We start from the raw sequence: 18,494 nt of genomic DNA, 5'->3' as shown, positions 1-18,494 counted from the left end.
CCTGGGAGGCATGGAGGCTTGGTGTGAGCTCAAGATACGTGGGCCATACACCGCCAAAAAGCGATATATTCGCAAGCCAGACTTGAGAGAGATTCAAGATGGGAAAGCTGCCGCTGGGCTTGTTGCAACAGTTTGTGCTGGTTGCCCGGCTGGGCAATCTGTCGCGCGCCGCGGCGCAGGCGAACCTCACCGTCAGTGCGCTCAGCCACCAGATGCGCCAGCTTGAGGAGCGGCTGGAGCGTCGCCTGTTCGAACGCGGTCCGCGCGGGGTGACGTTGACGGTCGAGGGGTGCAGCCTGCTCGAGGCAGTGGGCGAGCATTTCGACGGCATTGAGCATGCGCTGTCGCGCTATCACCAGCGTCGCCACGACGCGCTCACGCTCAGCGCCAGTCCGGGCATCATGTCGAGCTGGCTGGTGCCGCGACTGCCGCGGCTGGTCGCGGTACATCCGGACCTGGAGCTCAGCCTGCAGTCGACCTCGGCGCTGGTGAACTTCGAGCGCGAGCCGGTCGATGTCGGTTTGCGTTACGGCCATGGCAACTGGGCCGGCCTGCACAGCGAACGATTGTTCGGTGAATGGATCGCGCCGGTTGCGGCGCCGGAACTGGTGGCGCGGATGGAGGGTGTCGATCCCCGCGACCTGTCGCGCTGGCCGCTGCTTGGGGAGCCGAGTCCCTCCACGCGCTGGAGCGACTGGTTCGCGCGCGTGGGCAGCACGCCACCGACGCGCTACGTGGCGCAATTCGACAGCCTCGATGCCCTGCGCCACGCGGCGCTGGAAGGTCTTGGCGTGGCCTTGGGGCGGATGGTGACATCGAAATCGCTGATCGACGCCGGGCGGCTGCAGGTGCTGGGCGAAAATTACCTGGCGGTGAAGGAGGCGTACTGGCTGGTGTATCCGCCGCGTTCGCAGGAGCATCGCGGCTTGCAGTTGTTCCGCGAATGGCTGCTGGCCGAGGCGAACGACTACGGCCGGCAGATGTCGGCGTTTCGGCCCGATGACACGGCAGTGGGCTGATGCGGTTTCGCAAAGCGGACGGACGCGTCATCATCGTGGGTCGTTGCAGAACTATCGTCAGGAGTTGAACCATGAAGTCACGCGCCGCTGTTGCCTGGGAAGCCGGCAAGCCGCTCACGATCGAGCAGGTCGATGTCGCCGGGCCGAAGGCCGGCGAGGTGCTGGTGCGCATCGTCGCCACCGGTGTCTGCCATACCGATGCGTTCACCCTGTCGGGCGCCGATCCGGAAGGCATGTTCCCGGTGATTCTCGGTCACGAGGGCGGCGGCATCGTCGAGGAAGTCGGTGCAGGCGTCACCTCGCTCAAGGTCGGCGATCACGTGATCCCGCTGTACACGCCCGAATGCGGCGAGTGCAAATTCTGCCGGTCCGGCAAGACCAACCTGTGCCAGAAGATCCGCGTCACCCAGGGCAAGGGCCTGATGCCGGACGGCAGCTCGCGCTTCTCGCTCAACGGCCAACCACTGCTGCATTACATGGGCACCAGCACGTTCAGCGAATACACCGTGCTGCCGGAGATCTCGCTGGCGAAGATCAACAAGGCCGCACCGCTGGAGAAGGTCTGCCTGCTCGGTTGCGGCATCACCACCGGCATCGGCGCGGTGCTCAATACGGCGAAGGTCGAGCCGGGTGCGTCGGTGGCTGTGTTCGGTATGGGCGGCATCGGCCTGTCGGTGGTGCAGGGTGCGGTGATGGCGAAGGCCGGCCGCATCGTGGTGATCGACACCAATCCGGACAAGTTCGAGATGGCCAGGCTGCTCGGCGCCACCGACTTCATCAATCCCAAGGACTACCCTGACGCGCCAATCCAGCAGGTGATCGTGGATCTCACCGACGGCGGCGTGGACTATTCGTTCGAGTGCATCGGCAACGTGCACGTGATGCGCGCGGCGCTGGAGTGCTGTCACAAGGGCTGGGGCGAGTCGATCATCATCGGCGTCGCTGGCGTCGGGCAGGAAATCAGCACGCGGCCGTTCCAGCTGGTCACCGGCCGGGTCTGGCGCGGCTCGGCGTTCGGCGGGGTCAAAGGTCGCTCGCAGTTGCCCGGTTATGTCGATCGCTACATGGCCGGCGAGATCCGCATCGACGAGATGATCACCGAGGTGCTGCCGCTGGAACGCATCAACGACGCGTTCGAGCTGATGCATGCGGGCAAGGTGATCCGCTCGGTGATCCACTACTGAGCCCAGCCGTGGAGCGGTCGAAGCCGCTCCCACCGAGTGCGCAGAGGCCTTAGAATGTGCGCAGACCGCTGGCCCATCATGCCGGCGGTGTTCATCCATCCATGCCGCACATCCATAAGGCTGTCCCATGAACCGCACCGCCATCCTCGTCGACGGCGCTTTTTTCCTTGCCCGCTACCGCAAGGTTTACGGCGAGCGTGACGCGAGCGATGCGCGCACCGTGGCGAAGACCGTATTCAGCATGGCGCTGGAACATCTGAAGGCGGTCGACCGCCCGCGCGAATCGCTGTACCGCATTTTTTTCTACGACTGCCCGCCGCTGGAAAAGAGCTTCATCAAGCCGGTCAGCGGCGACAGCATCGATTTTGGCCGTACCGGTGCCGCGGCGTTCCGGCGTGAACTGCACGACCAGCTGCGCCGTCAGCGCAAGATGGCACTGCGATTGGGTCGGCTGGCCGAGCGCGGCGAATGGCAACTCAAACGCAATGCTTACCAGCAGCTGCGTGACGGCAACCTGCAGTGGGATGATCTCGGTGACGAGCATTTCGAGCCGGACATGCGCCAGACCCAGGTCGACATGAAGATTGGCATCGACATCGCCGCATTGACCTACAAGAAGCTGGTCGACCAGATCATCCTGATCGCCGGCGACGCGGATTTCATTCCGGCTGCGAAGCTGGCGCGCTACGAGGGTATCGACTTCATCCTCGATCCGATGTGGCAGGGCATCGCACCGGATCTGCACGAACATATCGATGGCCTGCAGTCGGTGTGCCCGCGGCCATTCTGAAACGTCTACCGGATCTGCACATTGCCGCCGCCATGATGGCATCGAGTCGGGATGACCAACACTTCAAGGGGTAATCCAATGAATCGCGGGACACAAGCAAGCATGGGCATGGCACGTCTGGGCACGACACTTGCGGCAGTGCTGTTGGCGACCTCTCTGGGCCTCCCTGCCGTGGTCGTCGCGCAAGCGGCACCGGCGGCTACGGTCGAGTCGGATCAGCCGACCAACGAGCTGGTGCCGCCGACCAGTGCCAGCGATTTCACTTCCGCCCAGCTCGACAGCGTGCTGGCTGGCAGCTGGCGCTCGCCCGCCAACAAGGCGCGCGACGTGTATCGCCATCCCAAGGCCACCTTGCAGTTCTTCGATATCCGCCCCGACCAGACGGTGATCGAGATCACCCCCGGCGGCGGCTGGTACAGCGAGATCCTGGCGCCGCTGTTGCACGACAACGGGCACTACATCGCCGCCGTGCAGGCACCTGCCGGTGGTGGCGAAGCGCGTCGCGATGACGATGCCCTGCATCAGAAATTTGCCGCTGATCCGGCGCGTTACGGCCACGCGAAGTTCGTCGAGTTCGATCCGAAGGCGCCGGTGTTCGGTGCGCCCGCCTCGGCCGACCTGGTGCTGACCTTCCGCAACGTGCACAACTGGGTTATGGCAGATACCGCGCCGGCCATGTTCAAGGCGTTCTTCGCGGTGCTGCGGCCCGGTGGCGTGCTCGGCGTGGTCGACCATCGTGCCGATGACTCCGCTTCACTGGCATCGGTGAAATCGAGCGGCTACCTGCCGACCCGCTACGTGGTGAAGCTGGCCACCGAGGTGGGCTTCACCCTTGACGAGAGCAGCGAGATCAACGCCAACCCGAAGGACACCAAGGACTATCCGAAAGGTGTCTGGACCTTGCCGCCCACGCTCACGCTCGGCGAGCAGGACAAGGCCAAGTACCAGGCGATCGGCGAGTCCGATCGGATGACCTTGCGCTTCGTCAAGCCGTCGTCACCGGCACCGGCTGCCTCGACCCCCTGAGGTCGTGCGCCGCGCATCGCCATGTTGATCGCATTGAACAAGCCATATGGCGTGTTGTGCCAGTTCACCGATGCGGATGGCCGGCGCACCCTGGCCGAATTCGTCAGGCAAAAGGATGTCTATGCGGCTGGGCGGCTTGATCACGACAGTGAGGGACTGCTGCTGCTGACCGACGATGGTCAGCTGGCGCACCGGTTGACCGATCCGCGCCACAAGCAGACGAAGACCTATCTGGTGCAGGTCGATGGCGAAATTGACGAGACTGCGTTGCTGGCGTTGCGCCGCGGGGTGTTGCTAAATGATGGCCCGACCCTGCCGGCCGCCGCCGAGCTTTCAGTCGAGCCGGACTGGCTGTGGCCGCGCGATCCACCCGTGCGTTTCCGCAAGAGCATTCCCACCAGCTGGCTCAGCCTCACCTTGCGTGAAGGCCGCAACCGGCAGGTGCGGCGGATGACCGCTGCAGTGGGGTTTCCCACCTTGCGGCTGATACGCACGTGTATCGGCGAACACTCGATCGATGGCCTGGCGCCGGGCGAAACGCGCCTGCTCCCATCCGCCATGGAGCGACGTCTGCCGTAAGCGTGTGCAGCAGTGGCCAGGCGGCGGTGCACCGACAAATGGGTCTGGGGTGGATGTCGCAATTCGCTGTGCAAGATTGCCTGAACTTTCGGTCGGATTCACTGCCGAATTCCCTCTCGGATCAGGTCGGTTGGGACGGGACTGGCCGCATCCCAGCCATGAAGCCCGCGATCCCGGCTCAGGTTTCAGCGCAGATCGCGGCCAGGCCAAAAAACGCCTCGGCCGTCGCCGTGCTGTTCGCTGCCGTGACCTCCCCCGGTTCGCCGCGGTCGCGAGCGATCTCCTCGCAGATATGCCTCAGATACATCGGCTCGTTGCGCCGGTGCGCCGGCTGCGGCCGAACCGTGCGTGGCAGCAGGTAGGGCGCATCGGTCTCGATCATCAGCCGATTTGCGGGAATCTCGCGAACCAGTTCGCGCAGGTGGGTGCCGCGGCGTTCGTCGCAGATCCAGCCGGTGATGCCGATATGGCAATCCAGCGCCAGGTAGTCGCGCAGCGCTTCACCGGTGTCGGTGAAGCAGTGCACCACGGCGGCCGGGACCTTGTCGCGATAACGTCGCAGCAGCGCGATGAAGTCCGCGTGCGCATCGCGCTGGTGAAGAAACAGTGGCTTGCCTGTATCCACGGCAATCTGCAGCTGGCGTTCGAACACCTGCAACTGCACGTCGCGCGGCGAATAGTTGCGGTTGTAGTCCAGTCCGGTTTCGCCGATCGCGCGAACCGAGGCATCCCGCGACAGCTCTCGCAGCAACGCATCGGTGGCGTCGTCGTAGTCGATCGCATGGTGCGGATGCACGCCGGCTGTGGCGAACAGCCGGCCAGGATTTGCCCTGGCCAACGCGAGCGCCTGCCTGCTGCTGTCTCGCGAGGCGCCGGTAACCACCATTCGCGCTACACCGTGCGTGAGCGCACGTTGCAACACGGCATCGAGATCATGGTGGAACGATTCGTGGCAGAGATTGGCGCCGATATCCAGTAAATGCATGGTCTTGACCGGGACGGAACCTTTGATTCTGGCAGACACGGGCTGCTGCACAAAGTCACGCATGCCGGCGCTGCAGCATCATTCACTTTGGTTACATGTGAAATTACGTTGACGACCGCAAGAAATTACTGATAGCTTTCGGTGACGGGATTCGCAGATTTGGAAATCGCGGATGGAACGGGGTGGCGATCTCATATGGGAAATGACGGTCGCAACGATACGGGGTTCGTTGCGTAGACGAAGACTGTCGATGTCTTGAGTTGATCAGACATCGCGGGGGTGAGGGCGCGGGGTGGTGAGTCGCTGGACAACTTCGGCATGGTCGAAGCAGCTCTGGTGCATGCGCGGTGCAGTGATCGCGCATTGCTTTCTTTCTCGTGTATGCGCGTGACCGAGTGAATGGTTGATCAAGCCCTGGTGCGCGATTCGCGCGCCACGGGAAAGTGCGCTCCATTTTTGGTGCCGTCTTGCGGCGCTTTTTTCAACGGGAGGGTTTTGCATTGATGAAGAACGTAATGACTCAGGCGGCGGCCGTGATGCTCACGGGCCTGTTCGCCAGTGCGGCAATCGCCGCAGACAAGAAGCCGGCGCAGCCAGCACAGCCGACGGAGACTTCGGTCGCCAGCGGTTCCATGCAGGTAGCCTTTTTTGATCCGATCACGAAGAAGCTGCGCGCGCCCACGCCCGAAGAGGCGGCGGCATTCGCCAAGTCGGTTGAACTCAGGCGCCAGCAGCAGGCGGTGCTGCCCAGCACTAGTGGCCGTCCGCGCACCGAGGCCGAGTCGCTCAAGACTCTGCGCACGGTGCATGTGAATGGTTACACCATGGAAGTGATGGACACGCCCGAAGACATGGACAGCTACGTGGTCGGCAAGCGCGACGCCAAGGGCAACCTGGTGGTGGTGCACCCGGGTGATGAAGTACCGACTGCCGCCGCGGAGGTGACGAAATGATCCGCCGCAACAAGCTATTTACGGCCTTCCTGGTTGCCGGCATGCTCGGCTTCGCTGGCAGCGCGCTCGCCGCCGACATCGTCATCATCAACAAGGACGCTGCCAACACCGGCCTCAATGACACGACTCCCGCGACGCCGGTTGGCGGCAATGCCGGTGTGACGCGCGGCGAGCAGGCACGCATCGTGTTCCAGTTCGCGGCCAACATGTGGGGTGCCGTGTTGAAGAGCAGCGTGCCGATCGCGGTCGATGCCAAGTTCGGCCCGCTGCAGTGCGACGCCAATGGCACCGTGCTGGGCTCCACCGGCACCAATGGCAATATCCGGTTCACCAATGCCGCCACGGCCCCGGCGGGCGTGAAGCTGAACGTGTGGTATTCCGGCGCGCTGGGCAATGCCTATTCCGGTGCCGATGCCACGCCAACGACGTCCGACATGACCATGTCGTTCAACGGCGCGTTGGGTACGGCATCGTGCCTGCCCGATAGCGGTTGGTACTTCGGCCTGGATGGCAACACGCCGGCGGGCCAGAGCAACCTGCTCAACGTCATGCTGCACGAGATGAGTCATGGCCTCGGCTTTGCCGGTACGTCCAACCTCAGCAGCGGCGCGCTCTCGTCGAGCTCGGTCAACATCTACGAGTACTTCGCCTACAGCGACACCAACAACAAGGCGTGGGGTGACCTGACCAATGCGCAGCGCAAGGCCGCGGCCCTGGACGATGGCAATCTCGTCTTCCGCGGCACGAACGTCGTGGCCGAGGCGTCGCTGGCACTGGGTCCGCCGCCGGTCGTCAAGGTAACCGCGCCTGCCGCCGCCGTGGGTGATTACGCCTATGGCGAGGCATCGTTCGGTCCGGCGGCCACCGCACAGAATTTCTCAGGCACGGCCGTGCTGGGCGTTTCCGGCAGTGACAGCCTGGCTTGTACGGCGCTGACCAATCCGGATGCAGTTGCCGGCCACGTCGCGATCGTCGATCGCGGTACCTGCAGCTTCCAGACCAAGGCTTACAACGCGCAGCAGGCCGGTGCCATGGCGGTGCTCATCGCCAACAACGCCGCCGGCGTGATCGGCATGGCAGGCGACAACACGGTCGGTGATGTCACCGTGCCGACCGTGATGGTCAGCCTGGCCGATGGCGCCAAGATCAAGGCCAACGTACCGGCGAGCGTGGGCCTCGGTCTCGGCAACGGCCTGGCCGGCACCGATGCGAACGGCAACGTGCAGTTGTATGCGCCGACGACCCTTGCCAGCGGTTCCTCGTTCTCGCATTACGACACCCGTCTGTCGCCCAACGCGCTGATGGAGTACGCCGAGAGTTCGGATCTGAAGGGGCACATCAATCTGGATCTGACCCCGGCGCTGTTCAAGGACGAGGGCTGGCAGCTCAACGAGACCGGCCAGAAGCTGCTGACCTGCGACACCGGCGTGCCGACCTGGATCCCGGGTGGCATCGTGATTGGCGCCAACGTGTATGCCAATGCCAAGGCGATCGCCGCTTCGGCAGCCCACTTCGGGATTTACCGCACGTCGATGCTGGCCTATGCGGCTGACCTTGCCGCCAAGCAGCTGATCTCGGCACCGCAGGCAGCCAGCCTGAATGCCTGCTTTAGCGATGCCGAGTTGAAGAACCAGTTCAATGCATGGGGCAACGGCTTGCCCGATCCGTCCGTTCCGACAGGTCCGGTCGCGGTAGAGCTGACCAACGGCATTGCCTTGGGTGGCCAGTCCGGCACGGCGGGTGGTTCAAGCCTGTACAAGCTGGATGTCCCGGCCGGTGCGCTCGCGTTGACCTTGCGCACCCTGGGTGGTACCGGTGACGTGTCGCTGTTCGTGAAGGTTGGCGCCGAGCCGTCCGAGACCGACAACGACTTCAAATCGGTGCATGCAGGCACCAACAGCGAGTCGGTGGCTGTCAGCCGTCCGGCAGCGGGGACTTATTACATCAAGATGGTCGGTGTAACTGCGTTCTCGGGCGTGACGGTGCAGAGCAGCTTCGTCAAGCCGGCGCAGTAAGTCTCGCGAATGCATTGCGCTGGTGCAGGGCTTCGGCTTCTGTACCAGCGCAATCTGCATCTTCTGACGAAGTGATGCATGCATGAGACATGGCCGAGATGCTGCAGCTATCCGGTCATCGCATCTGCGGAAGTTTCATTCCTGCGACGAATGCGCTCGCGTCATCGCGCGGGCTGTCGCATTGAAGCATGGCCTAGCAGATCAGCGACAGAAATTTCATGCGATAAATCGCAATTTCTAATTGCGGTTGGAAAAATCAGATGATAGATTCGTAAAATTATGCGTATCCGAAGAGATATCGCATGAACTGACGACTGCACTTTCCAGTCAGCGTCAGGCGCGGGACGGGGGTTTCGCGCAGCAGGGGGTTCCATCGACGTGTTCATGGAAAAAACCATCATCAAAATTCGGGGATCTATCGCAATGATGAATAGTTTGGGGATCAAGGGGCTGCTGGCAGCCTCCATCGCAATGACGTTCGCTGTTTCGGCTTTTGCGGTTGGCGTAACGCCGGTTGCATCCGCCAGCCCGACGCTGGTTGCGAAGTTCAATGCCAGTGCCCTGCGTAGTGAGGGCACTTATGACCGTTTCATCGTCAGGTATGTCGATGGCAGTACGGAAAAGACGAGTCAGGCAGCCGCCCTGCAGAACGTCAAGGCGGCCGTCAGCCGGGCAGGTGCCATGCGCGCCTCGTTGTCTAGCAGTGCGCCAAGCGTGAGCTACGGGCGCAAGCTGGCAACCGGCTCTGACCTGGTAACAACCTCGCGCAAGCTGACGCAGGACGAAGCCGCGGCTTTCATGCAGTCGATCGCTGCCGATCCGGCCGTTGCCCATGTTGCTCCTGACGTTCTTCGCCATGCCATTGGCGACATCAAGGCACCCGCCAACTTGAGTCCGACGGCCTTCACGCCCAACGACCCCTACTATGCGGCCTACCAGACCGATTACCTGCCGGGTGACGGTACCCTGACGCCGACCGGCAAGGTTGCCAACTATGGCGGTGTCAACGCCAAGGGCGCCTGGGATCTCGCCGATGGCACTGGCGTGATCATTGCGGTCATCGATACCGGCATCGTCAAGCATGCGGACGTGAACACGTCGCTGGGTGATGCCGGATATGACTTCATCATCGACAAATTTGTCTCCGGACGCACCGCCGATGGCCGCGTATCAGGCGGCTGGGACCTCGGCGACTGGACCACGGGCAACACATACAAGGCAACCAATGGCGGTTGCGTTGATGCCAACAATCCCGCCGAAGCCAGCTCCTGGCACGGCACCCATGTGTCCAGCGCCAGTGGTGCCGAGCTGACCAACAACGGTATCGGTATGGCCGGTATCGCCTACAACGCCAGGGTGCTTCCGATCCGCGCGCTGGGCCACTGCGGTGGTTACGACAGCGACATCAATGATGCCATCGTGTGGGCGGCAGGTGGCCATGTGGATGGCGTGCCGGACAACCAGAACCCCGCGCAGGTGATCAACATGAGCCTGGGTGGAGACGGTACTTGCGCAGCTGACGACGACGCCGCTCTGGCCATCGCCAAGGCGAATGCGCTGGGCACCACGGTCGTCGTCGCCGCCGGCAACGATGGCGAGTCTGCATCTTTGAGTTCACCGTCCAGCTGCCCGGGTGTGATCACCGTTGCCGCGACCGGCTACACCAGCAAGCTCACGTTCTACTCCAACTACAACAGTCCGGGTGAAAGCGTGGTCGCTCTGGGTGCGTTCGGTGGTGGTGTCTACCCCAACGATGCGACGAGTGGGACAGCTCAGCAGAATCCGGAAGGCTTTGCCTGGCAGGCCATCAATACGGGCACGACCACACCAAAGGCCAGCCCGGGTGGTGATACCTACGGTGGCATGGCAGGTACGTCACAGGCCACGCCGCATGTCACCGCCGCGGTTGCCCTGATGCAGAGCGCTCGCATCAGTGCGGGGCTGCCACTGCTCAAGCCGGCTGAGGTGCTGAGCATCCTCAAGAGCACGGCTCGTGTCCCCAACGTGACGCCGGATGCAGCCAAGACCTTCGGTGCCGGTATTCTCGATGCAGGTGCTGCTGTGGCTGCCGCTGTGGCCTATGTCCCCGACAATGGCGGTGGTGATGGTGGCAATCAGGACACCACGATCCCGCTCACCAATGGCGTCGTGCTGGCCAACCAGTCCGGGGCAGCCGGATCCAGCACCGTCTACACGCTCAATGTGCCGGCAGGCGCGCTTGCACTCACTCTGCGCACGCTCGGTGGCACCGGCAACGTGTCCATCTACGTCAAGGCAGGTTCCGCAGCCAGTGCCACCGATTACGACTTCAAGTCGGCGGTTGGCACCGGTACCGCCAAGTCGGTGGCGATCTCGCGTCCGGTGGCTGCAACCTACTACGTCACCGTGGTTGGTGATGCCGCCTACAGCGGCGTGAGTGTGAGCGCCAACTTCGTCGCACCCAAGTAAGAGTCACGCTCGACAGGAACGAGACTCCGCCCGCATGGGCGGAGTCTCGCATGACCCAACGGGTGAAATGCCATGACCGCGAAGCCGTGTGCAGCCATGAAGGCGCAGCTTCAAGTCCGGTCGAACCGATGACCTGCGGTGACGACATGACTTCACGTCGTTGATGCACCAACTGGCCAAATGAACGGTTCGCTCAATGGTTGACGGAGGTCGACGCTGATCGGGCTGCGCATAGGCGCATAGGTACGCAGGTATTGGAGGAATGGCGCGGCGAAGGTGTCCGCTGCGGTGGCGTCGCTGTGCTTCTGGCGGTGAATCCGGCAGCCGCGGGCGTGCAAGTTTTCGCTACGTGATTGAAGTAAAGGCCTGCCAGGTCGCAGGCGCAATTCATGTCATCCGGTGCGCGCTTACCGCGGTATGGGCGAGCCGGATTCAAAAAATCCAGTGGGGGATTGTGTCTTGAACAAGATCTACAGCAAGGTATGGAACAAGTCGCTGGGCATGCTGGTGGTTGCTTCCGAACATGCCAGGGCCAGCGGCAAGGGCGGCGCCTCAAAGCGCCTGAATGCTGCCATGGCGACAGCAGGTATCGTCATCGCGCTGAGTGCGACATCTGCAAAGGCTACGGATTTTGCGACTGACCCCAGCTGGTGGCCTGGCGACCCGGTCGTGAGCGTGGGTGGCACGGCAGGTGGCCAATCGGCAGTGGCGGGCAGTTACGGCACGGCCATCGGGCTTCTCGCGCATGCCACAGGTAACGGGTCCTCCGCACTGGGTTACAACGCGCTGGCCCAAGGCGACAGCAGCATGGCTGTTGGCAGTGGGGCAAGGGCCTTCTTCACCAATGGCACCGCGGTCGGTACAGGCGCGACCTCCTATGCCGACAACGCCATCGCCATGGGCTACCTCAGCTATGCCGCTGGCGGCAATTCGCTGGCGCTGGGTTACAACTCGGATGCGCGCTACAACTATGCTGTTGCGATCGGGAGTGACAGCAAGGTTTACGCGGACAACAGCGTGGCGTTGGGCGCCGGCTCGCTGGCGGACCGCGCGAACAGCGTGTCGGTGGGCGCGGCAGGCAGCGAGCGCCAGATCACCAACGTGGCCGATGGCAGTGCGTCGCATGACGCGGTGAACAAGGGCCAGCTCGATGCGCTGACGACGGCGACGACGACGGCGTCGCACCTGTTCTCGGCCGATGGAGCAACGGACGGCAGCGAAGATGCGCTGGCGCTCGGTGACCATGCGGTGGCGGCCGGAGCGAGCAGCTTCGCGGTCGGTGACGAGAGCGCGACTTACGGCTACGGTGCAGCGAGCTACGGCAACAACGGCGTGGCGATCGGTGCGGGCAGCGGTGCACTGAGCGACAACGCGACGGCGGTGGGCTGGGGTGCCAACGCGGTGAACGCGAACAGCACGGCGTTGGGTTACGCCAGCGCGGCCTCGGCGGACAACAGTGTGGCGCTGGGTGCCGGCTCGCAGGCGGACCGTGCGAACAGCGTGTCGGTGGGCAGCGTCGGCAACGAGCGTCAGGTCGTCAACGTGGCGGCGGGGAACGTGGCCGCCGGCAGCACGGATGCGGTGAACGGCGATCAGCTGAACACGACCAACCAGGCGGTGGCGGCGAACACGACGAACATCGCGACGAACACGGCGTCGATCAACACGATCAACAACTCGGCGGTGTTCTACAGCAATGCCGGTCACACGTCGGTGGTGCTGGGCAACGGCACGACGCCGGTGACGGTGGGCAACGTGGCCGATGGCAGTGCGTCGCATGACGCGGTGAACAAGGGCCAGCTCGATGCGCTGACGACGGCGACGACGACGGCGTCGCACCTGTTCTCGGCCGATGGAGCAACGGACGGCAGCGAAGATGCGCTGGCGCTCGGTGACCATGCGGTGGCGGCCGGAGCGAGCAGCTTCGCGGTCGGTGACGAGAGCGCGACTTACGGCTACGGTGCAGCGAGCTACGGCAACAACGGCGTGGCGATCGGTGCGGGCAGCGGTGCACTGAGCGACAACGCGACGGCGGTGGGCTGGGGTGCCAATGCGGTGAATGCGAACAGCACGGCGTTGGGTTACGCCAGCGCGGCCTCGGCGGACAACAGTGTGGCGCTGGGTGCCGGCTCGCAGGCGGACCGTGCGAACAGCGTGTCGGTGGGCAGCGTCGGCAACGAGCGTCAGGTCGTCAACGTGGCGGCGGGGAACGTGGCCGCCGGCAGCACGGATGCGGTGAACGGCGATCAGCTGAACACGACCAACCAGGCGGTGGCGGCGAACACGACGAACATCGCGACGAACACGGCGTCGATCAACACGATCAACAACTCGGCGGTGTTCTACAGCAATGCCGGTCACACGTCGGTGGTGCTGGGCAACGGCACGACGCCGGTGACGGTGGGCAACGTGGCCGATGGCAGTGCGTCGCATGACGCGGTGAACAAGGGCCAGCTCGATGCCGCCGTGGGCGGCATCAGCGCTGATCTGGGCACTCTGACCGATAGCGCGCTGACCTATGATGACGACAGCAAGGATCAGGTAACCCTGGCTGGAACCAATGGCACGCGCATCAGCAATCTGCAGGCGAGCGGCGTGCTAACTGACGCCGCCACCGTGGGTCAGATCTCCGATCTGCTGGGGGCTCTCGGCGGTGGTGCCATGCTGCAGATGGGCGGCGGCATCACGATGCCCAACTACGTGGTCCAGGGGAGCAGCTACAACAATGTTGGCGATGCGTTGAGTGCATTGGACGGCGTGCTTAGCGGAGCGCTGAGCAGCATCGCCGGTTGGCAACAGCCTGGATCCGGTAACGCCAATGGCCCGCGTGTGGCGGTTGATGGTGCCAGCGATGGCAGTGATGCGGCGACGACGGCGGCCGGCTCGAAGGGTGTGGCAATCGGTGCCAATGCTGCGGCCGGCGGCGATCATGGCACGGCGATTGGTGGCGACAGCTATGCCGCCGGCCCGAACGACACTGCGATCGGCGGCAATGCCAAGGTGAATGCGGACGGCAGTACGGCGGTCGGCGCCAATACCACCATCGCGGCTGCAGCGACCAATGCGGTGGCAGTCGGCGAGGGTGCATCGGTGACGGCGGCCTCCGGTACGGCAATCGGCCAGGGCAGCTCGGTGACGGCAGAAGGTGCTGTCGCGCTGGGTCAGGGTTCGGTGGCTGATCGTGCCAACACGGTGTCGGTGGGCAGCGTCGGCAACGAACGCCAGATCACCAATGTGGCGGCTGGCACACAAGCCACCGATGCGGCGAACTATGGTCAGGTCCAGGATGCTCTGGCCACCGCAAAGACCTACAGCGATGCCGGGGATACGCAGACGTTGCAGAAGGCGAATGCCTATACCGACCAGCGGCTCAGCGGTTTCGCTACCAGCAGCGACCTCAATACGCTGCGTGACCAGGTCAACACCCAGTTCCGCGTCGTGGACCGGCGCTTGAACCAGGTGGGTGCCATGGGTGCGGCGATGGCGCAGATGTCGTTCAGCACGCAGGGTATCGCGACGGATAACCGGCTTGGCGTGGGTGTTGGCGGTTACCGCGGCCAGGCCGCGTTGTCGGTGGGCTACTCGCGGCAGCTGTCGCCCAAGGCCAGCGTGACCTTCGGCGCCGCTGTCAGTGGCAATGAAACGACCGGTGGCGTAGGCGTGGGCATCGGCTGGTAAAAGCTGTTAGCGGCCCGACTTGCCGGGCCGCTGGACAGGATCGCGACCGGCGCCCTGGTGGCGCCGGTTTTTTATGTCTGGAAGCCCAAAAAGATGGTGCGGTCCTATTCCTTTCAGATGCTATATCCGTGCGCGTTTGCTCCACGCAAAATCGGCGGAGGGCATACTGATCACCCTGATAACTCGGCTCGGACTGGTGTCCGAGCGCAATGTGGCCGAAGCTTGGGCGGAACTGCTGCAGAGGCCGCTACTGGCGGCGCGCGATGCGCCGGAACTGCCACCGGCCGATCCCGAAATGTCGCTGCGCATCCTCAAACAAGAGCACGTGGTGCCGGTGCAGGAGTGGCTCTGCTGGTGTCCGATCCGTATCAGCTGGAGGCGGTTGAGCTGAGTGCCGGCCGACCTGTCGCGTTGCGGTCGGCCGGCACTCAGAAATCGGCGGTCTTATCGAACGTTATTACGGCAACTGGCGCTCGAATACCGCAAGTTGCGCGGCGATATGGCGATATGGTTGCGGCTGTAGTCGAGACACGGTATCACCGATCGCACCAGCCGCATGATCTTGCGATAGTTCGCGCAACGACGCGTCGAGTATTGTCGCCGTAGCCGATTGCATGATGCGGATGCACTCCGGCCCATGGCGAACAACGTGCCCGAAGGTGCTTTGGCTAGTAGTGCCCGCACGTGCATGCTGCCTTCGTATGAGGCGCGCATCTACCCCGCACCGTACAATTTTTGGCCGTCCGGTTTGCAGGTGATAGTGCTTACTTGCGGAAGAATTTGCTGATAGCTTACGTGACAGCTTTCACAGGTTGAAGGGCTGTGACCAAGCTGGGCGCGGATTCGTCGGAGACCCTTGCTGGCAATGCGGAACATATGCTCAGGCCGCTCATCTACCAGCAGTCCGCGCCATGGCAGATGGTCCTGTTGGGGTGAGGATCACCCTTGTCTGCAGAGAATCCGGTGTCCAATGTTGACGACAATCAACAAGGTTCATCAGATTTGCAGAACCCATGGTGGATGTTGCGCGCGAAGCGGAGAGATGGAAGATCGAGCGCAGTCAATGCACGGAAGAAATGGCCGATAGGCTGGTGGCGATGGAAGTGGAGCGAAATTTTAGTAATTAGAAGTGTTCAATCTGGCGGTAAAGACGTCTATATTGCATGGTCTATCGATGCAGGTTAGCCTTCTCGCAAAGCATCCTCGGGTGCATCATTTTGTTTGAGGTCACGCATTATGACCGTGTCAACTGGTTCATCTCAGTCATCCGGGTGCTCGGATCTCTTGCACGTGATGCTCCTGGATGACGACGAGTTGTTACGGGATAGGGTTCTCGCGCCGAGATTGCGACAGTTCGGCTTCGACGTCACAGCAATCGGACGCATGGCCGAAATGGCTGCAGCTGTTGAGATGCAGCGGCCGGATATCGTTCTATTGGATATCGGCCTTCCAGACAGCGATGGCTTCACCGTAGTGCGCTGGCTTCATGCCGAACTTCCTGGGACGGGCATAGTGATGCTGACTGGGCGATCAGAAAACATCGATCGCGTGCGAGGTCTCAGCGAAGGTGCAGATGCTTATCTTTCCAAGCCGGTGGAAATTGATGTTCTTGTGGCGACCCTGCAAAGTCTTGCACGAAGGCTGAAGCTGTCACCGGCATGCGCTGCTGCCGAAAACGTTTGGCGACTCGATTCAAATGACTGGCTCCTCCTATCGCCTACCAGTGGACGCGTGGCGCTGAGCAAGGCTGAACGATGTCTATTGGAAAAGTTCATGCAGCATCCGAATCAGGTTGTATCGCGTGAGTCCCTGATAGGTACGCTGACCAACGATGTTCACGAATTCGACCCGCATCGTCTGGATTCCTTGATCCACCGCTTGCGTAGAAAAGTTCTTGCTACTTTAGGTCAATCTTTGCCTCTTGATGCCATTTATGGGCAAGGGTATTTATTTGCAGTGAATTGACCGGGATCTTGTTGCCAAGCAGCATCCATGGCACTGATAGCACGATCTGTATGATTTCTTTATCGGCAACAATCAGTCCCGCTCGCGAAGTGCAAATTTCAGCCGCAGTGATCAGGCCCATCGAATACAAGTGCAAGCGGCGCTTGCGGTGATGTTGTTCGACGAGTAAAGCAGCGATTCAAATAGTCATATATCAAGGGATGACTGTTTCGATACCGCAAGGCCTCGCGACTGTCAGTCGGTATGTCCAGAATAACGGCCATGCTGATCCGCGCTGCGCGCAGTCGCACGATCTCTGCTTCTTGAAATGCGGCAGGCCGAACAGCTAAAGGCAAAATCTCCCATACTGGAGAAGGCTGTTCGTAGAGTGAATAAGCTCCGGGCCAGACTGGCGCGAAGAAAACGGGACCTTGTGCAGGGCTCGTCCAACGCAAATGCTTTATCAGATCGACACTGGATGCTTCCTGCGAAGAAAGCATCAGTGCATCGGAACCGATGCTGACCTGATGCCAGCGACCGCCATACCGCAATGCATCGTAACGTGGATGCAATCGCAGGGCAGGGGGCATTGAAAATACCAGCAACAGTGTGCACAAGCTGGCGCAACGAAAAGTTTGTTGCTGCGTGCTGCCGCAAGCAACTAACAACCCAATCAGCATGGGCGCCACGCTCAGGCTGAGGTGGCTAATGTTCGCACGCGAGAAAACATAGTGTGTATACGGAATGGAGGCACAGATTGCCGCGATCAGGATGGGTGACATCGCCGCGCTGCTTTTCCGCCGCCAGAGCAGGATTATCCCGGCCACGTCGAAGACCAGCAGAGCCACGATGAAGAATCCCGCAAAGAATGTGCCACCATCAAAGTGGCCGGCAATCAAGATTTTCCATGGCCATGGTATGGGCAGCGGCAAATTTGTCGCGCCTTGGCAGAACATAAGCATCACGCTCTGCCACATGGCAGTTGCGAAGCCATGAATTATCAGCATGCAGATCCATACTGGAGCGTAGCCGAGCGCAAGTCCGGCCAAGAGCGCAGCAAGCGCACTCCCCCAACGTGACAACGCGCCGCGGCGAATGAGCCACGCGTATGCGAGGGCGCACGCGATGACGGCATAGACGCCATGATTGCGCCCTAATACGGCAAGCAATCCAATCAGCAGGCCCAGCCCGAAGAAGCGCCCTGCATTTGGTCGCGCCAGCATCCAGCCAAGACCGGCAACCAATACGATCGAAGCTGTTGCGTCGAAAACCTTGTAGCGTGGGGCCATCCACAGCGCGAAAAGCAACGCTACTGGCACAATTCGCCACGCGCCATCATGGCGCCAAGCGCGCGCGACGAGCATAGAAGCAAGTGTGACGCCGAGGATAGTTACGAAGCCCAGCAGATCGCGTAGTGCGAGGATGCCGTTGTCACCTTCAAGCCGCATCCAGGCAGCAGCCAACGCATAGCGACCGATGTCATAAGACATGAAGTCACGTAGCGGTACTTCTCCGCGCAGCAGGTGCTGCGCGCCGTACCAAAGATAGCTTTCATCGGCCAGGCTGAAGCCCCAGTGGCGTTCGGCAAGAAATGTCGCGAAGGCTATGACAGCGACGATTAGGGCCGTCGCCCAAGATTGAGATGGCCATGCCTCATGGCCATCGAGACCAGACTTCATGCAATGGGAGCTGGTAGTCATCGTCATCGGCCACGACTGCCCAGGATGGAGGTTGCTATTGCCAAGGGCATTCTCAAAATGCGTTGTAGTGACATGGTGGCTGCGCGACTCAACTTCGTCATGCTTCTCGCCAGGATCAAGTCGGGCCAATAAAACAAGGCCGGGCATTGCTGCCCGGCCTTGACCAAACAAAT

At 62.1% G+C, this 18,494-nt stretch carries 13 protein-coding genes; 11 read left to right on the top strand and 2 right to left on the bottom strand.

All coding sequences use genetic code 11. From position 1 onward, the window contains the following. Positions 1-98 precede the first annotated feature (98 nt). The 5 genes from B0E50_RS05600 (at position 99) to B0E50_RS05580 (ending at position 4,598) form a co-directional block, all read left to right on the top strand. Positions 99-1,019 carry a LysR substrate-binding domain-containing protein gene (locus B0E50_RS05600; RefSeq protein ID WP_077440200.1) on the top strand — a complete coding sequence of 307 codons (921 nt, stop codon included), beginning with the start codon at positions 99-101 and terminating at the stop codon, positions 1,017-1,019. Between the two features lie 71 nt (positions 1,020-1,090). Further along, on the top strand, positions 1,091-2,203 hold the full coding sequence (locus tag B0E50_RS05595; protein WP_077440199.1) for an S-(hydroxymethyl)glutathione dehydrogenase/class III alcohol dehydrogenase: 1,113 nt from the start codon (positions 1,091-1,093) through the stop codon (positions 2,201-2,203). A 127-nt stretch (positions 2,204-2,330) separates the two neighbouring features. Continuing rightward, positions 2,331-2,993: an NYN domain-containing protein gene (locus tag B0E50_RS05590; protein ID WP_077440198.1), complete on the top strand. Its 663-nt coding sequence runs from the start codon at positions 2,331-2,333 to the stop codon at positions 2,991-2,993. 108 nt (positions 2,994-3,101) lie between these two features. After that, the gene (locus tag B0E50_RS05585) at positions 3,102-4,019 is read left to right on the top strand and encodes a methyltransferase (RefSeq protein WP_254427187.1); all 918 of its coding nucleotides are present in this window, start codon (positions 3,102-3,104) and stop codon (positions 4,017-4,019) included. 21 nt (positions 4,020-4,040) lie between these two features. Beyond that, positions 4,041-4,598, top strand: coding sequence for a pseudouridine synthase (locus tag B0E50_RS05580; protein WP_077440196.1), 558 nt, complete (start codon positions 4,041-4,043; stop codon positions 4,596-4,598). A 178-nt stretch (positions 4,599-4,776) separates the two neighbouring features. Here the strand turns inward: B0E50_RS05580 and B0E50_RS05575 are convergent, their stop codons facing one another. Continuing rightward, positions 4,777-5,583, bottom strand: coding sequence for a TatD family hydrolase (locus tag B0E50_RS05575; protein ID WP_077440291.1), 807 nt, complete (start codon positions 5,581-5,583; stop codon positions 4,777-4,779). Positions 5,584-6,086: 503 nt separating this feature from the next. Here B0E50_RS05575 and B0E50_RS05570 point away from each other — a divergent pair. The 6 genes from B0E50_RS05570 to B0E50_RS05545 all read left to right on the top strand — a co-directional run bounded on the left by B0E50_RS05570 (position 6,087) and on the right by B0E50_RS05545 (position 16,642). Then, positions 6,087-6,536 carry a hypothetical protein gene (locus B0E50_RS05570; protein ID WP_139350759.1) on the top strand — a complete coding sequence of 150 codons (450 nt, stop codon included), beginning with the start codon at positions 6,087-6,089 and terminating at the stop codon, positions 6,534-6,536. Further along, positions 6,533-8,551 (top strand): PA domain-containing protein, encoded by a 2,019-nt coding sequence (locus tag B0E50_RS18365; RefSeq protein WP_077440194.1) that lies wholly within the window; start codon positions 6,533-6,535, stop codon positions 8,549-8,551. Before B0E50_RS05570 ends, B0E50_RS18365 begins: the two co-directional genes overlap by 4 nt. Positions 8,552-8,974: 423 nt before the next feature. Then, positions 8,975-10,999 (top strand): S8 family serine peptidase, encoded by a 2,025-nt coding sequence (locus tag B0E50_RS05560; protein WP_077440193.1) that lies wholly within the window; start codon positions 8,975-8,977, stop codon positions 10,997-10,999. A gap of 459 nt (positions 11,000-11,458) precedes the next feature. Continuing rightward, positions 11,459-14,677 carry an ESPR-type extended signal peptide-containing protein gene (locus B0E50_RS18265; RefSeq protein WP_217343225.1) on the top strand — a complete coding sequence of 1,073 codons (3,219 nt, stop codon included), beginning with the start codon at positions 11,459-11,461 and terminating at the stop codon, positions 14,675-14,677. 196 nt (positions 14,678-14,873) lie between these two features. Beyond that, on the top strand, positions 14,874-15,068 hold the full coding sequence (locus B0E50_RS18360) for a hypothetical protein (RefSeq protein ID WP_077440191.1): 195 nt from the start codon (positions 14,874-14,876) through the stop codon (positions 15,066-15,068). 902 nt (positions 15,069-15,970) lie between these two features. Beyond that, entirely contained in the window at positions 15,971-16,642 is a 672-nt protein-coding gene (locus B0E50_RS05545) for a response regulator transcription factor (RefSeq protein ID WP_254427195.1), read from the top strand. Between the two features lie 98 nt (positions 16,643-16,740). On the opposite strand, the gene B0E50_RS05540 is transcribed toward B0E50_RS05545, so the two are convergent. Further along, on the bottom strand, positions 16,741-18,468 hold the full coding sequence (locus B0E50_RS05540; protein ID WP_139350758.1) for a hypothetical protein: 1,728 nt from the start codon (positions 18,466-18,468) through the stop codon (positions 16,741-16,743). Between the last annotated feature and the right edge of the window lie 26 nt (positions 18,469-18,494).

Origin of the sequence: Rhodanobacter sp. C01 (assembly GCF_002001045.1) — a bacterium.
Classification (GTDB): domain Bacteria; phylum Pseudomonadota; class Gammaproteobacteria; order Xanthomonadales; family Rhodanobacteraceae; genus Rhodanobacter.
The sequence above is the reverse complement of the archived record's forward strand: the minus strand, read 5'-3'. Positions and strand labels throughout refer to the sequence as shown.

Bases quoted from the DNA above. Each gene is read 5' to 3' on its own strand.
- B0E50_RS05600 (WP_077440200.1), top strand. From the start codon at position 99: ATGGGAAAGCTGCCGCTGGGCTTGTTGCAACAGTTTGTGCTGGTTGCC.
- B0E50_RS05595 (WP_077440199.1), top strand. From the start codon at position 1,091: ATGAAGTCACGCGCCGCTGTTGCCTGGGAAGCCGGCAAGCCGCTCACG.
- B0E50_RS05590 (WP_077440198.1), top strand. From the start codon at position 2,331: ATGAACCGCACCGCCATCCTCGTCGACGGCGCTTTTTTCCTTGCCCGC.
- B0E50_RS05585 (WP_254427187.1), top strand. From the start codon at position 3,102: ATGGCACGTCTGGGCACGACACTTGCGGCAGTGCTGTTGGCGACCTCT.
- B0E50_RS05580 (WP_077440196.1), top strand. From the start codon at position 4,041: ATGTTGATCGCATTGAACAAGCCATATGGCGTGTTGTGCCAGTTCACC.
- B0E50_RS05575 (WP_077440291.1), bottom strand. From the start codon at position 5,583: ATGCATTTACTGGATATCGGCGCCAATCTCTGCCACGAATCGTTCCAC.
- B0E50_RS05570 (WP_139350759.1), top strand. From the start codon at position 6,087: ATGAAGAACGTAATGACTCAGGCGGCGGCCGTGATGCTCACGGGCCTG.
- B0E50_RS18365 (WP_077440194.1), top strand. From the start codon at position 6,533: ATGATCCGCCGCAACAAGCTATTTACGGCCTTCCTGGTTGCCGGCATG.
- B0E50_RS05560 (WP_077440193.1), top strand. From the start codon at position 8,975: ATGATGAATAGTTTGGGGATCAAGGGGCTGCTGGCAGCCTCCATCGCA.
- B0E50_RS05545 (WP_254427195.1), top strand. From the start codon at position 15,971: ATGCTCCTGGATGACGACGAGTTGTTACGGGATAGGGTTCTCGCGCCG.
- B0E50_RS05540 (WP_139350758.1), bottom strand. From the start codon at position 18,468: ATGCCCGGCCTTGTTTTATTGGCCCGACTTGATCCTGGCGAGAAGCAT.